The organism is Clostridium peptidivorans (assembly GCF_900205925.1).
Lineage (GTDB): Bacteria > Bacillota > Clostridia > Clostridiales > Clostridiaceae > Clostridium_AK > Clostridium_AK peptidivorans.
Genome location: NZ_OAOD01000005.1, coordinates 115,200 through 129,213 on the forward strand (window position 1 = coordinate 115,200; position 14,014 = coordinate 129,213).

A 14,014-nucleotide genomic window follows, 5' to 3' on the forward strand; every position below is an offset into this window, starting at 1 on the left:
TTATTATACTTTTATTTCACTAAAATTTATTATTCTAATAATGATATATCCTCTCCAGAAAAGGATCCCTCTAATTTGTCCAAATAATCTAAAACCCTACCTGTGCCCATTGCTACACAAGAAACAGAATCCTCTACGATACAAACTGGTACTTTTGTAACTTCTTGAATTAATTTATCAAGACCATTTAAGAGGGCACCCCCTCCAGTCATAACTATTCCTTTATCTGCTATATCTGCAGCTAATTCAGGTGGGGTTTTTTCTAAAACTGAATGTGTACATTCTGCTATAGAATTTACAGGCTCACTTAAGGCTTGCCTCATTTCTTCTGAGGAAATATTTATATTTTTAGGAAGACCAGACACCAAGTCTCTCCCTCTTATTTCCATACTAACTTCTTCTTCTCTTACATATGCTGACCCTATATTAATTTTCAAATCTTCAGCTGTTCTTTCTCCTATCATGAGCTTATGTTTCTTTCTTACATATCTTATAATAGCTTCATCAAAAGTATCTCCTGCAACCTTTATAGAAGATCTTACTACTATTCCACCAAGAGAGATGACAGCAACATCTGTTGTTCCCCCACCTATATCTATTACCATGTTCCCACTAGCCTTAGTGATATCTACACCTGCCCCAATCGCTGCAGCTAAAGGTTCTTCTATCAAAAACACCTTTTTTGATCCAGCATTCTTAGCAGCGTCAATAACAGCTCTTTTCTCTACTCCTGTAGCTTCACAAGGTATGCATACCACAACTCGTGGAGAAACCATTTTCTTCTTTCCACAGGCTTTTCTTAAAAAATGCTCTAACATTTTTTCTGTTAAGTCATAATCAGAAATAACACCATCTTTCAAAGGTCTAATAGCTACAATATTACCAGGGGTTCTACCAATCATTTGTCTAGCTTCCTCCCCTACAGCTAAAACTCTATTATTAGTTTTATCTATCGCTACTACTGAAGGCTCTTTCAAAATAACTCCTCTACTCTTTGCATAAACCAGTACTGTAGCTGTACCAAGGTCTATACCCATATCTGTACCCATTTTAAAAAACATCCCTATTACTCCACCTACTCTTTCCATAACATTTTTGGAATAAAAACGCAATTTTATATAATTTTACGACATAGTTTTATTATAATAGGAATGCTTTTATCCTTCAATAGCTTTATACTTCATTTTAGTAGCTTTTCCACCTCTTATATGTCTTTCTGCTTTATTATAATCCAAAATAATTTTGGCTTCTTCTGCTATTTGAGGATTTATTTTAGGTAACCTTTCTGTCATATCTTTGTGTATAGTACTTTTACTAACACCAAATACCTTAGCTGTTTTTCTAATAGTTGCTTTCGAACTTATAATATAATTTGCTACTTCAAGAACTCTTTCTTCAATGTAGTCTTTCAAGGTGGTACCTCCTTAACCCTTCTATATTTATAAATATGCTTATTCATATACTTAAATTACATCTGTCTGGCCATTTTTCGTAACATGAACGAAAAATGGCCTAAAGTTTAGTATTTTATATACTTATCTGGATTTACAAAATCCTTATCTTTTAATACCGCAAAATGCAAATGGTCTCCATAGGTTTCATACATAGCTCTTAAAGTTGTTTTTCCTACAACTCCAAGTTTATCTCCCTTTTTAACCATTTTCCCTGCTGATATACTTACCTTTGAATCTAAATTTGAATATACTGTTTTTAATCCATTTTGATGATCTACTATTACCTGAATGCCATCTACTGTATCATTTTTTACAGATTCAACTTTTCCATCTAGCACTGCTACAACAGGCTTTCCTAATTCACATTTAATGTCTATACCAAAATTAGGTCTGTAGCTATTAGTTGATTTCCAAAATACAGGCTCTTCAGAATATTGTCTTCCTATAATTCCTTCTACAGGTTTTCCAAACTTAGTATCTACTGTTTTAGATACTGTGGCAGTTTTCTCAGTATTTTTTACCTCTTTATTTACTTTTGTTTCTGTATTGTTTGGTTTCTTTACTTGTTCTGCATTGTCATAATCTGTATAAGGTTTTTCAGCAACCTGAGCTGTATCCTTTTTCTTATCCTGCTCTACCACCGATGTTTTATTTTGTTCAATTTTAGCCTGCCTATTATCTCTTGTGGTTGTAATAGCTACTGTAGCAAGTATGCATAGGCATAAAAACAGTACAACGTAAAATCCCTCCTTCTTAAAAAAGTTGAAAATTTTACTAAAGTTTTTGTTTTTCATATCAACACCTCCAATTTCTAGTTTGTCCAGACATTATCAAAAAATACATTTTATTATAATTTTATTTCCAATTTATTTCTATTTTTTGTGACAACATTTGACATAAAAAAAGAGCTGTCAATAAACAGCTCTACATTTTTAATTTATTTGTTCTATTTTTACTCCTTGATAGTAGTGTGTTAATATTTGATTATAACTTTTTCCACCCTTAGCATAAATATTAGCCCCCCATTGACTCATTCCTACTCCATGTCCATAACCAGTACATACTATTTGTATATCTTTTTTACCAAAATTAATACTAAAATGAGTAGAGTTAAGTCCTAGCATACTTCTAAATTGGCTTCCTTTCAAAGTTTTACTTCCAATTTGTATCTCTTTTACTCCACCCGCTTCAGTTTTGCTTTTAATTTTTATATTGGTTTTTAAATTGCTTGGTGATACTATACTTTTATCGAAATATTCATTTATAATGCTTGCCAACTTAGAATAACTATATGCAGAAGTAGATTTATACTTAGGTGCTACCTCTTCCCCTGGACTTTCAACACTCTTTAAATATGGCAGTGCAGCTGAGAATACATCCTTTACATTCTCAGTTTTTCCACTGCTTATAGCAAAATAATACGCACCTTTTATCACTTCTCCATTATATTTTAGTACTTGTCCCTTAGTTAAATTTACAGCTTCTTCAATTTTACTCCAATAATAGTTACTCTTATCTTTTGGCCATGCTGCCATTCTATCATTTTTACTCATAAACGCCTGACAATGTACTGTATCACAAATGTCTGCATTTTTATCCTTACTACATCCAGAACCTCCAAGAGACTTTATATGAGTTACTGCATAAGTTCTTGCTGCTACAGTTTGAGCCTTCAGTGCTTCTATATGAAATTCTGCTGGCATTTCTGAAGCTACAACTCCTTTAATATAATCCTCTAAATTCATTTCTTCTATCTTATTTGTTTTATCTCTATATACTTTCACCTTAATTTCGTTAATAACTACCACATTATCATGTTTCATATTATATGTTATATTATTTAACTTATCTTGAGGCAGCTTATTACCACCCCTTGCTAAAGGTAGCGATAATATGACAATAAAAACTATACTAGCTAAGATAAAAATTAAAAATCTCTTTACAAATAAAAAAACATCTTCTGTTCTCATATGCATTTCTCCTTTTTATGTTTATATAAAAATATATGAAAACAGAAGATAAGTTATAACTTACCTTTATTTAATTTTCTTGTCTAAATATATCTGCACCTAAACACTTTAGCTTCTTCTCTATATCTACATACCCCCTATCTATATGATATACATCTGTAACACTAGTGATTCCTTCTGCTGCAAGCCCACATAAAACAAGTGCTGCTCCTGCTCTTAAATCTGTAGCTTTTACTTCACACCCTGTTAATTTATTAACGCCTTGAACAATAGCACTTCTCCCATCTACTTTTATGTTTGCTCCCATTCTTTTCATTTCTGAAACATGCATATACCTGTTTTCAAATATAGTTTCTGCTATTAAACTAGTTCCTTCAACGGTACATAAGAGAGACATCATTTGGGATTGCATATCCGTTGGAAATCCTGGATAAGGCATAGTTTTTATGTCTGTAGCATTAAGATTATTAGTTCCATCAATTATTAAAGTTTCTCCTTTAATATCTATCTTAACTCCCATTTCAATAAGCTTTGCTATTACGGGTCTCAAATGCTGCTCATTTGCACCCTTTATCTTTATTAAACTCTTAGTAATTGCAGCTGCCACCATAAATGTTCCTGCTTCTATTCTGTCATATATAGGTCTATGAGTTATTCCCTTTAGTTCTTTTACACCCACAATTTTTATTGTATCCGTTCCCGCTCCAATTACTTTTGCTCCCATTTTATTTAAAAAATCTGCCAAATCCTCTATTTCAGGTTCTTCTGCAGCATTTTCTATTGTAGTTTCCCCTTCAGCAAGCACTGCCGCCATCATTATATTTTCAGTAGCACCCACAGATGGGAAATCTAAATAAATTTTCTTTCCTATGAGCTTTTTAGCTATAGCCTCTACATATCCATGTCCTATGTTAATTTCAGCTCCAAGAGCATTTAGCCCTTTTAGATGGAGATCTATAGGTCTTGTTCCTATATTACATCCCCCTGGCAAGGATACTCTAATTCTACCGAATCTTGATATCATAGGTCCCATTATTAAAAATGAAGCTCTCTGTTTTTTTACCAGTTCACTACATGGTTCAACATCACATACAGATTTCGTATCAATTATTATCTTTCTATTACTTGTATCTATATCAATATCTGCAGATACAGATCTTAATATATCACTTATAACAAAAACATCTTCAAGCATTGGAGCATTATCTATAACACACTTATCTCCACTTAATATACTTGCTGCAATAATAGGAAGAACTGAGTTTTTTGCAGCACTTATTTCAACTTCCCCCTTCAAGGTTTTTCCACCTTTAATTATAATCCTATCCATGTATATCCTCCATAAAATTACTAATAAGTTATAGATATAACCGGTGTAGCTAAAATCATATAATTACCTGTATCATAATTACATAAAGCATAATTAAAATCTATAAACTCTCCTCCAACATTTAATTCATTATATTGGTGAGTATATGCTGTAGTACTTAATCCATTATTTATTTCTACTGTTTTTATTCCTTTTGTATTAAAAGACTTCAGAATACCTATAACTTGTTTATTCAACTCTTTCATATTAGAATTATTAGTTTTACCTTTTATATATTCAAAAAAAACTATTTCCTCATTACCTCCAATAGATTCCTTAATTTTTGCTTTCAACTCAGTTAATTTATTTTCATGGCTATATTCTTTTATATTGATAGATATAATATTATCATTATCTGAATTTATACTATGAATATATCCTTCAACTATAGAGTTTGAAAACTCTATATAATAATTGTCATTATTCTTTTCCATATTAATTTCAATATTTTTATCGTAATTTAACCTCTTCAGAATAGATTTGCATGCCTCTTCTCCAGGATCTTTTGTAGAAAAGCTTACCTGTACTCCATACTCCATTACTTCAGTTCCAGTTTTACTAATTATTTCAGAAAACATGTCTACTTTTTCATTTGCTTGAGAATACATCGGAAATTTATATTCCCACATTATCAACATTATAATAACCACAATAACCCATCTTAACTTTTTCATATATTTGCCCTAAAGAGCCTTCCCCCTTTTAATTCATCTTAAGAACCTATTTGAATTATGGACAAATACATGCTATTTATTCAATAAATATATTACTAATATATAGTTTTATAGAAAAAATGTTACCAATAAGAGATATAATAAGATTTACACATAAAATTCAAAAAAGTAAAGAGATTGAGTAATTTTACTCAATCTCTTTATATAAAATAAATTATATTATCTTTCAACTATTAAAGCTGTTCCCATTCCGCCACCTATGCATAAAGTAGCTAAACCTTTTTTAGCATCTCTTCTCTGCATTTCGTGAATTAATGATACAAGTATTCTAGCACCTGATGCTCCAATTGGATGTCCTAATGCTATAGCTCCACCATTTACATTAACTTTTTCCATGTCAAATCCTAAATCTTTAGCAACAGCTATGCTCTGTGCAGCAAATGCTTCATTAGCTTCAATTAAGTCTAAATCTTCAACTGCTACGTTAGCTTTTTCTAAAGCTACTTTTGTTGCATGGAATGGACCATATCCCATTATAGCTGGATCTAATCCTGCTGAACCGTAGGATGTTATTTTAGCTAATGGAGTTAATCCTAATTCCTGAGCTTTTTCAGCACTCATTACTACAAATGCAGCTGCTCCATCATTTATACCTGATGCATTACCAGCTGTAACTGTTCCATCTTTCCTAAATGCTGGTCTTAATTTTCCTAATTTTTCTATAGTTGAACCAAATTTTGGGAATTCATCTGTGTCAAATACTTTTGGCTCTCCCTTTCTCTGAGGTATAACAACTGGTACTATTTCATCCTTGAATCTTCCTTCTTTTATAGCTGCTTCAGCTTTTAACTGTGAGCTTAAAGCAAACTGATCTTGCTCTTCTCTAGTTAATCCCCATTTTTCAGCTATGTTTTCAGCTGTCATTCCCATATGATACTGATTAAAAGCATCCCATAAACCATCAGTTATCATTTCATCTACTAACTGTCCATTTCCCATTCTTTGTCCCCATCTTGCATCATTTAATACATATGGAGCTCTAGACATGTTTTCCATACCACCAGCTATTATTACGTCAGCATCTCCTGCTTTTATCATTTGAGCTGCTAAGCTTACTGCTCTTAATCCTGAACCACAAACTTTGTTTATTGAGAATGCTGGAACTTCCTGTGGAAGACCCGATTTTATAACTGCCTGTCTAGCTGGATTTTGTCCAAGTCCTGCCTGTAAAACATTTCCCATTATAACTTCTTGTACATCTTCTGGCTTTATTCCTGCTCTTTTTACAGCTTCCTTTATAACAGTAGCGCCTAACTCAACTGCTGGAACATCTTTTAATCCTCCACCAAAAGAACCTAATGCTGTTCTAACTGCACTAACTATAACTACTTCTTTCATTGGTAACCCTCCTAAAATATGTATTTTCATTAAGATTTATTTTATAATTCACAAATTTTTCTGTCAACAATTTCATTATAACCATAAATTAAAATTTAATCAATAGATTTTGTTAAAAAAAACACAAAGTTTACATTACTTTAAATTCTTCTGGTCTTTTCGTTTCTTTTTTTAAATGATATAATATAGCTTCCACTATTCTCTGCGATGCAAAGCCATCTCCATAAGGATTTATGGCCTTACTCATTCTTTCATAGCAATTTCTATCCTCTATAAGAACCTTTGCATTTTCTAATATGTTATTTATATTTGTTCCTACAAGTTTTACAGTACCTACATCTACCGCTTCTGGCCTCTCTGTTACATCTCTTAGAACTAATACCGGCTTCCCTAAATGAGGAGCTTCTTCCTGAAGTCCTCCTGAATCTGTCATAATCATATAACATCTGTTCATTAAGTTGTGAGTTTCCTTAGTATCTAGAGGAGAAAGAAGGTGTACTCTATCCATTCCTCCTAAGTATTTGTATACTACATCCTTTACTATAGGATTTAAGTGAACAAGGTATACCAGTTCCACATCTTCATATCTTTCAACTAATGTTTTTAAAGATTTACAAATATTTTCTATACCCTGGCCCCAGTTTTCTCTTCTATGAGCGGTAACCATTATGACCTTTTTATTTTTATAATCTATATTATTTAGTTCATTATTTTCAAAAACATAATTGTCTTCTACTGTAACATTCATTGCATCTATTACAGTATTTCCTGTAATATATATATCTTCTTCCTTTACTCCTTCTAAAAGCAAGTTATTCTTAGAACTTTCAGTAGGCGCAAAATTAAGGTCTGATATAGCTCCAGTAAGCTTTCTATTCATTTCCTCAGGAAATGGAAAGTGTTTGTTATGTGTTCTAAGTCCAGCTTCTACATGTCCTACCTTTATCTTTTTATAAAATGCAGCGAGTGCTCCTGCAAAGGTGGTTGTTGTATCACCATGAACTAATATTAAGTCAGGTTTTTCTTTTTCAAATACTTCCTCTAAACCTTGTAAAACCTTAACTGTAATCCCTGTTAAACTTTGCTTGCTTTGCATTATATCCAAATCATACTCTGGAGTTATATTAAATAATTCAAGCACTTGATCAAGCATTTGTCTATGCTGTGCTGTAACACAAACTATACTTTCAACTTTATCATACTTTTTTAGTTCCTTTACAAGCGGCGCCATTTTTATAGCCTCTGGTCGGGTTCCAAATATAGTAATTATCTTAATTTTTTCCATTACCTTACCTCCAGAAAATCATTCTTTATGTTGAAAAAATCCAAATTTCCACGCAATAATAACTATTAAAATCATTATTAATGCCAATAAGAAATAAGAATTTGCACTACTTATTTGCATAGCTATTATTGCAAAAGCTCCTAGAACAGTACTTATAAGATACATTATTATAACTGCTTGCCTTTGAGTTAATCCCATATCTAACAATCTATGATGCAAATGTCCCCTATCTGCTCCCATTATAGGCTTCCCATTTATTTTTCTTCTTATCATTGCAAATAAAGTGTCATATATAGGAAGTCCCAGTGCTAATATAGGTACTGATATAGCAAAGGCAGCTGCAGACTTTATAGCACCTTCTATAGATATGGCTCCTAATAGAAATCCTAAAAGTTGTGCTCCTGTATCTCCCATAAATATAGATGCAGGATAAAAATTATATGGCAAAAACCCCATTATAGCTCCAATAAGTACAGATGTTAGTATAGCGGCTTCCATTCTGGTACTTATATTCAGCAAAGCTATAATAAACAATGTCACAGTGGAAATCAATGCTACTCCAGCTGCTAATCCATCTAATCCATCTATAAGATTAATGGCGTTAGTTATTCCTACTACCCAAATTATAGTAAGTGGTAATGAAATCCACCTTATATTTATATAAGAATCATAACTTGAGAAAGGATCTGTAACAGATATTATCTTTATGTCATATAAAATCAAACACATTGCTGCCCCTATTTGAAGTAATAGCTTTATAATTGGTTTTAAATCATATTTATCATCTAAAAATCCTCCTATAACAATAATAGTGGCCCCTAGAATTATTCCTTTTTCTTGTTTAATTAAATGTCCATCTTTTAAAATCAGTGTAATGATAAAAGAAAAATATATTGCTAATCCTCCTAAAAGCGGAGTGGGCTTTTTGTGTACTCTTCTTTCATCTTTAGGTACATCTATTGCATTTATTTTTATTGCTAACCTTTTTATTAAAGGAGTAAAAAGAAATGATAAGATCGCTGCAATCACTCCTAAGAAAAGCATATTATCCATATTTATCTCCCCATTTAATATGATCCATCTCCTGCAAGTGAATCATCATTTTCTATCCATTGATTTACAAGTATTTCTCTGAATTCTTCTTTAGTATCTCGTATTACTACTTTATCAATTCCTGAATTAATTATAAATCTTTTGCATAAAGAACATGGAGATGCATTTTCTACAAATTCTCCTGTCTTTTCTTCCTTACCTACCAGGTACATAGTAGACCCTATCATATCCTGTCTTCTTGCAGAAATTATAGCATTTTGCTCAGCATGTACAGACCTACACAATTCATATCTTGTACCTCTAGGCACATTAAGTTGTTCTCTTCTGCAATATCCTAGATCACAACAATTAACTCTTCCACGGGGAGCACCAGTATATCCAGTTGACATAATTTCATCATTTTTTACTATTATAGCTGCAAAATTTCTTCTAAGACAGGTTCCCCTCTCTAGTACAGTTTCACATATATCAAGATAATAATTGTTTTTATCTATTCTATCCATAGTTCCTCCATTATGTACAAATACTTAATACTACTATGTACTATTCTATACTAAAAAAATGCTAATTAAAAGTATAAGTAATTTAAAAGTCGGCTTAAATTAGCCGACTTAATATTATTTAGTTCCAAACAATCTATCTCCTGCATCTCCTAGACCTGGTACTATATATCCCTGTTCATTTAATTTTTCATCTATTCCAGCTACATATATATCCACATCTGGATGTACGTCCATAACAGCTTTTACTCCTTCTGGAGATGCTATAAGGCACATAAGCTTCATATTTTTTGCTCCCTTTTCCTTAAGAAGAGTTATAGCATCTATAGCAGATCCACCTGTAGCAAGCATAGGATCTGTAACTATTATATCTCTTTCTCCTATATCCTGTGGAAGCTTGCAGAAATATTCTACAGGTTTAAGTGTTTCTTCATCTCTATATAATCCTATATGTCCAACCTTTGCTGCTGGAATAAGTCTTAACATACCATCTACCATACCAAGACCTGCTCTAAGTATAGGAACTATGGCAACCTTTTTTCCTGATAATACTTTACATTTTGTTCTACATATAGGTGTTTCTATTTCTACTTCCTTTAATTGAAGATCTCTTGTTACTTCATAAGCCATAAGCATTGCTACTTCTTCTACTAATTCTCTAAAATCCTTAGAACCTGTATTCTTGTCTCTTATAAATGCAAGTTTGTGTAATATTAATGGATGGGCTATTTGTGTTACTTTACTCATTATTATTCCTCCCTATAATTCCTATTTATTATATTTTGCTTCTATATCAGAAATTTTATCTATTCTATTTTGATGCCTTCCACCTTGGAATCCGGCACTTAAAAATGTATCAACTATATCAAGTGCTAACCCTAAACCTACTACTCTTTGTCCTAATGCTAGTATATTAGCATTATTATGTTCTCTACAAGAATGCGCGCTAAATGTATCTGAACATAGCGCTGCTCTTATACCAGTAACCTTATTAGCTGCAATACTTATTCCTATTCCTGTTCCACATACAAGTATACCAAAATCAAAATTGTTGTTAGCTACTTCTTCTGCAACCTTTAAGGCATAATCTGGATAATCAATAGACTCCTCTGAAAAAGTTCCAAAATCCGTTAGCTCCATACCCTTGCTTTTTAAATGTTTTATTATTTCCTCTTTTAATGGAAATCCAGCATGATCACTTCCTAATGCTATTTTCATAAAAACACCTCCAAAAATAATTATAATTCTTAGTTTACCCACAAAAAAGGAAGATAGGAGTAGCTATTTTTAGATACCTTTATCTTCCTTTAATTTATTCAATAATAATATAATATTATTTTTTAATTGCTCAAATGTATTTTTGTAAACAGAAATTGTGCCACCATAAGGGTCTAAAATTTCACCTTCTATGCCGACAAAACTATTTAAAGAATATATGCTATTTTGGTATTTGGGATAAACTCTTTTTAAATAATCACATATACTTTCCGTCATAGTAAGTATAAGATTACTATCTTTAATATGTTCTTCTGTGAGCTGTACTGCTTTTCTGTCACTTATATCAATTTTTAAACTTTCCATAACAATAGCTGAAGAATTTAAGGAGGTCTTACTACCATTTACTACAGCTACTCCTGCTGACAATCCTTGATGCAACTGTTCTGAGTAATGATTAAATATAGCTTCTGCCATACAACTTCTACAAGTATTACCTGTGCATATAAATAAAACCTTCATAATTGCCTCCTTACTTTTTCTTTAACTATCAGTTCATCATTTTATATTAATACCAGCTCCATGTCAATATGAACATAAATTTATATAGATATTATATCAAAACCTGCTGATTTTTTTAACCTATTCATAACAGCAATTCCCATTCCTTTTTCTTCAAATGCTTCGGAAAGAATCACATCAACATTTTTATCATCAAACTTTCTTAATGTCTCAAATAAATTTTGTGCTATTATATTTATATTATTCCTGCTGCCCAAGGTTTCCACTATTGCATTATGATATTTATTTAAAGTTTCATCTGTAGCTATTACTCCTACATTTTTCCCTTCTTTGGTATACTTATTTATCAATTCATTAATCTTTGTTATAGTAAAATCTAAGTCACCTTGTATAACCTTTACCGGTGCCTTCGGCGCATAATGTCTATACTTCATCCCAGGAGCTTTAGGTTTTAATTTTTCTTCAGGTTTCTTCATTATAGCAGGATCTATATAAACTTCTTTTTCTACTTCCTTTAGCATTTCCAACGTAACTCCACCAGGTCTTAATATACATGGAGGATACACCGTACAATCTATAATAGTAGATTCCACACCTACATTGGACTTTTCTCCTCCAATTATATAGTCAACTTTACCATTTAAGTCTTCTACACACCTTTCTAAATCTGTAGGACTAGGTCTTCCTGAAATATTAGCTGAAGGCGCTGCTATAGGCACTCCTGATGCTTTTATTATTTCTCTGGCCACTTCATTTGACGGCATTCTTATTCCTATGCTATCAAGTCCTGCACTAGTAGAATTAGGGATTTTGTTACTTTTAGGTAATATTATTGTTAAAGGTCCTGGCCAAAACTTTTTTATAAACTTAAAAGCAACCTCTGGAACTTCCTGTACTAAGGTCTCTATATCAGATATTTCTGCAATGTGTACTATAAGAGGATTATCTTGCGGTCTTCCTTTAGCATCAAATATTTTTTTTACAGCTTTATCATCTAAAGCATTGGCTCCTAATCCATATACAGTTTCAGTTGGAAAGGCCACAAGGCCTCCATTTCTTAAAACATATCCTGCTTCTTTTATTGCTTCCTTATCTAAATTATTGTAATTTAACTTTACAACCTTTGTATTCAAAGATTACATCTCCTTCTAAAGTTATTGTTCTGATACTACAACAACGTGATTATAGCAAGTCCTACAATTATACCTAAAAGTGTTCCAAATGTAGTAGTTATTCCTTCCCAAAGCTTATTAGATTCTGGTATCATTTCTCCACATACTACATATAACATTATTCCTGAAGCAAATGACAAACTTATTCCTAGTGCACTTTGAGAAATATTTCCTATGTATAATCCGATGAAATTTCCAAATATAGTAGGCACTGCAGTAAGGAAAGTATATATAATTATTTTTAACACCTTAGTTTTTGAAGCCATAAGCGGTGCTGCAACCGCTAGCCCCTCAGGAATATCATGTAACGCTATTATTATGCTCATTTTTATTCCCAGTAATCCTCCTGTAGCGAAACCACATCCCATTATAATTCCTTCAGGTAAATTGTGCATCATAAGCCCTATAGCCGTAATGAAAGCTATTTTTGCGTGCTTATCTATTTTCTTTTCCTCAGTTTTTTTATCTATAAATGCTACTGTTATTATTCCCATAATACAGCATATAATCGTATATACAAAGCTCCACTTACTTAGTGCTTCTGGAATTAAATCAAAGACTACCACAGCAAGCATTAATCCTCCAGAAAATCCTATAAGCCATCCTAATGTTTTATTCGAAGGATTCCTTATAAAAATAGCTATAAAGGACCCGATAAGAGTACCCGCTACTGCCACTATACTTCCTATGAGTATTATTAAATATAGGTTATTCACTTTAAACCACCTTTTAAAAATATTATCTATATAGATATATTTAACTGTGGTTTTATTTATTCTATTTATAATGATTCCCTATATTCTTTTATTCTATCTATAGCTTCATAAGTAAATTCTGCATTTACACATCTTTTGTATATCATATCTAAAAGGAGATATTTATGAAGTTTTCCCTTTTTTATAATTGTAAAAAAATATGACTTCTCAGGATGAAGCACTTTTCTCTTTTTATAGCAGTGTGCTACATAAGGATGTAGCTTGAATAGCTTAGCATTAACAGGTACTACATATTCATTTCTAAATTTCGATGAGGTAATCATTATAATTTCAAAATCTTCTTTTCCATCGGACTTTCTTTTGAAATTTTCAGCATGTACTATTTCAATTTTATCGCATAGCATGTTAATTTTTTTCTTAAACAATCCTAATTCTATATAGAGCCTGTAATTTTCTATAATTTCAAATTTAATATGCTCATTATGCTGTTTTACAAGCATGGATATTATAATTAAAAACTGTATTATACCTGCATATACAATATAAAACAATGACAGTTTTTTAGTATAAATCAGTATAGCGGGGATTATAAAAAAAATAAAGCACATTATAAGCATAAATCTTTTATAAGACTTTTGTTGCTTTCTAATGGCTTTATTTATATTCATAATGCCCCTCTCTCTCTT

Annotated in this window: 16 protein-coding genes; all 16 read right to left on the bottom strand. The window is 31.8% G+C overall.

Annotated elements, in window-relative coordinates; translation table 11 throughout:
- Positions 1–29: 29 nt before the first annotated feature.
- The 16 genes from mreB to CRN98_RS06390 all read right to left on the bottom strand — a co-directional run bounded on the left by mreB (position 30) and on the right by CRN98_RS06390 (position 13,996).
- A complete protein-coding gene (gene mreB, locus CRN98_RS06315) occupies positions 30–1,061 on the bottom strand; it encodes a rod shape-determining protein (protein WP_097026577.1) in 1,032 nt (343 codons plus the stop codon).
- Between the two features lie 96 nt (positions 1,062–1,157).
- A complete protein-coding gene (gene spoIIID, locus CRN98_RS06320; RefSeq protein ID WP_035304740.1) occupies positions 1,158–1,412 on the bottom strand; it encodes a sporulation transcriptional regulator SpoIIID in 255 nt (84 codons plus the stop codon).
- Positions 1,413–1,519: 107 nt separating this feature from the next.
- The gene (locus CRN98_RS06325) at positions 1,520–2,248 is read right to left on the bottom strand and encodes a M23 family metallopeptidase (RefSeq protein WP_097026578.1); all 729 of its coding nucleotides are present in this window, start codon (positions 2,246–2,248) and stop codon (positions 1,520–1,522) included.
- 138 nt (positions 2,249–2,386) lie between these two features.
- On the bottom strand, positions 2,387–3,424 hold the full coding sequence (gene spoIID, locus CRN98_RS06330; RefSeq protein ID WP_097026579.1) for a stage II sporulation protein D: 1,038 nt from the start codon (positions 3,422–3,424) through the stop codon (positions 2,387–2,389).
- A 70-nt stretch (positions 3,425–3,494) separates the two neighbouring features.
- Positions 3,495–4,754, bottom strand: a complete 1,260-nt coding sequence (gene murA / locus CRN98_RS06335; RefSeq protein ID WP_097026580.1) for a UDP-N-acetylglucosamine 1-carboxyvinyltransferase — start codon at positions 4,752–4,754, stop codon at positions 3,495–3,497.
- Positions 4,755–4,774: 20 nt separating this feature from the next.
- Positions 4,775–5,467 carry a YwmB family TATA-box binding protein gene (locus CRN98_RS06340; RefSeq protein ID WP_097026581.1) on the bottom strand — a complete coding sequence of 231 codons (693 nt, stop codon included), beginning with the start codon at positions 5,465–5,467 and terminating at the stop codon, positions 4,775–4,777.
- 219 nt (positions 5,468–5,686) lie between these two features.
- On the bottom strand, positions 5,687–6,865 hold the full coding sequence (locus CRN98_RS06345) for an acetyl-CoA C-acetyltransferase (RefSeq protein WP_097026582.1): 1,179 nt from the start codon (positions 6,863–6,865) through the stop codon (positions 5,687–5,689).
- A 130-nt stretch (positions 6,866–6,995) separates the two neighbouring features.
- On the bottom strand, positions 6,996–8,150 hold the full coding sequence (gene wecB / locus CRN98_RS06350) for a non-hydrolyzing UDP-N-acetylglucosamine 2-epimerase (RefSeq protein WP_097026583.1): 1,155 nt from the start codon (positions 8,148–8,150) through the stop codon (positions 6,996–6,998).
- Positions 8,151–8,168: 18 nt separating this feature from the next.
- Positions 8,169–9,203 carry a glycosyltransferase family 4 protein gene (locus tag CRN98_RS06355; protein ID WP_097026584.1) on the bottom strand — a complete coding sequence of 345 codons (1,035 nt, stop codon included), beginning with the start codon at positions 9,201–9,203 and terminating at the stop codon, positions 8,169–8,171.
- 14 nt (positions 9,204–9,217) lie between these two features.
- Positions 9,218–9,706 carry a deoxycytidylate deaminase gene (locus CRN98_RS06360; RefSeq protein WP_097026585.1) on the bottom strand — a complete coding sequence of 163 codons (489 nt, stop codon included), beginning with the start codon at positions 9,704–9,706 and terminating at the stop codon, positions 9,218–9,220.
- 114 nt (positions 9,707–9,820) lie between these two features.
- Complete coding sequence (upp, locus tag CRN98_RS06365; protein ID WP_097026586.1) at positions 9,821–10,450, bottom strand: uracil phosphoribosyltransferase; 630 nt, start codon at positions 10,448–10,450, stop codon at positions 9,821–9,823.
- A gap of 21 nt (positions 10,451–10,471) precedes the next feature.
- The gene (rpiB, locus tag CRN98_RS06370; RefSeq protein WP_097026587.1) at positions 10,472–10,921 is read right to left on the bottom strand and encodes a ribose 5-phosphate isomerase B; all 450 of its coding nucleotides are present in this window, start codon (positions 10,919–10,921) and stop codon (positions 10,472–10,474) included.
- A 69-nt stretch (positions 10,922–10,990) separates the two neighbouring features.
- Positions 10,991–11,440, bottom strand: coding sequence for a low molecular weight protein arginine phosphatase (locus CRN98_RS06375; RefSeq protein ID WP_097026588.1), 450 nt, complete (start codon positions 11,438–11,440; stop codon positions 10,991–10,993).
- 80 nt (positions 11,441–11,520) lie between these two features.
- Positions 11,521–12,573 (bottom strand): L-threonylcarbamoyladenylate synthase, encoded by a 1,053-nt coding sequence (locus CRN98_RS06380; RefSeq protein WP_097026589.1) that lies wholly within the window; start codon positions 12,571–12,573, stop codon positions 11,521–11,523.
- A 35-nt stretch (positions 12,574–12,608) separates the two neighbouring features.
- Positions 12,609–13,349 carry a ZIP family metal transporter gene (locus tag CRN98_RS06385; protein WP_341455787.1) on the bottom strand — a complete coding sequence of 247 codons (741 nt, stop codon included), beginning with the start codon at positions 13,347–13,349 and terminating at the stop codon, positions 12,609–12,611.
- A 44-nt stretch (positions 13,350–13,393) separates the two neighbouring features.
- Positions 13,394–13,996 carry a hypothetical protein gene (locus tag CRN98_RS06390; RefSeq protein WP_097026591.1) on the bottom strand — a complete coding sequence of 201 codons (603 nt, stop codon included), beginning with the start codon at positions 13,994–13,996 and terminating at the stop codon, positions 13,394–13,396.
- Positions 13,997–14,014: the final 18 nt, after the last annotated feature.

Coding starts and splice junctions, on each gene's coding strand:
- CRN98_RS06390 (WP_097026591.1), bottom strand. CDS start 13,996: ATGAATATAAATAAAGCCATTAGAAAGCAACAAAAGTCTTATAAAAGA.
- CRN98_RS06355 (WP_097026584.1), bottom strand. CDS start 9,203: ATGGATAATATGCTTTTCTTAGGAGTGATTGCAGCGATCTTATCATTT.
- CRN98_RS06340 (WP_097026581.1), bottom strand. CDS start 5,467: ATGAAAAAGTTAAGATGGGTTATTGTGGTTATTATAATGTTGATAATG.
- mreB (WP_097026577.1), bottom strand. CDS start 1,061: ATGTTTTTTAAAATGGGTACAGATATGGGTATAGACCTTGGTACAGCT.
- wecB (WP_097026583.1), bottom strand. CDS start 8,150: ATGGAAAAAATTAAGATAATTACTATATTTGGAACCCGACCAGAGGCT.
- upp (WP_097026586.1), bottom strand. CDS start 10,450: ATGAGTAAAGTAACACAAATAGCCCATCCATTAATATTACACAAACTT.
- CRN98_RS06360 (WP_097026585.1), bottom strand. CDS start 9,706: ATGGATAGAATAGATAAAAACAATTATTATCTTGATATATGTGAAACT.
- CRN98_RS06325 (WP_097026578.1), bottom strand. CDS start 2,248: ATGAAAAACAAAAACTTTAGTAAAATTTTCAACTTTTTTAAGAAGGAG.
- spoIID (WP_097026579.1), bottom strand. CDS start 3,424: ATGAGAACAGAAGATGTTTTTTTATTTGTAAAGAGATTTTTAATTTTT.
- rpiB (WP_097026587.1), bottom strand. CDS start 10,921: ATGAAAATAGCATTAGGAAGTGATCATGCTGGATTTCCATTAAAAGAG.
- murA (WP_097026580.1), bottom strand. CDS start 4,754: ATGGATAGGATTATAATTAAAGGTGGAAAAACCTTGAAGGGGGAAGTT.
- CRN98_RS06345 (WP_097026582.1), bottom strand. CDS start 6,865: ATGAAAGAAGTAGTTATAGTTAGTGCAGTTAGAACAGCATTAGGTTCT.
- CRN98_RS06375 (WP_097026588.1), bottom strand. CDS start 11,440: ATGAAGGTTTTATTTATATGCACAGGTAATACTTGTAGAAGTTGTATG.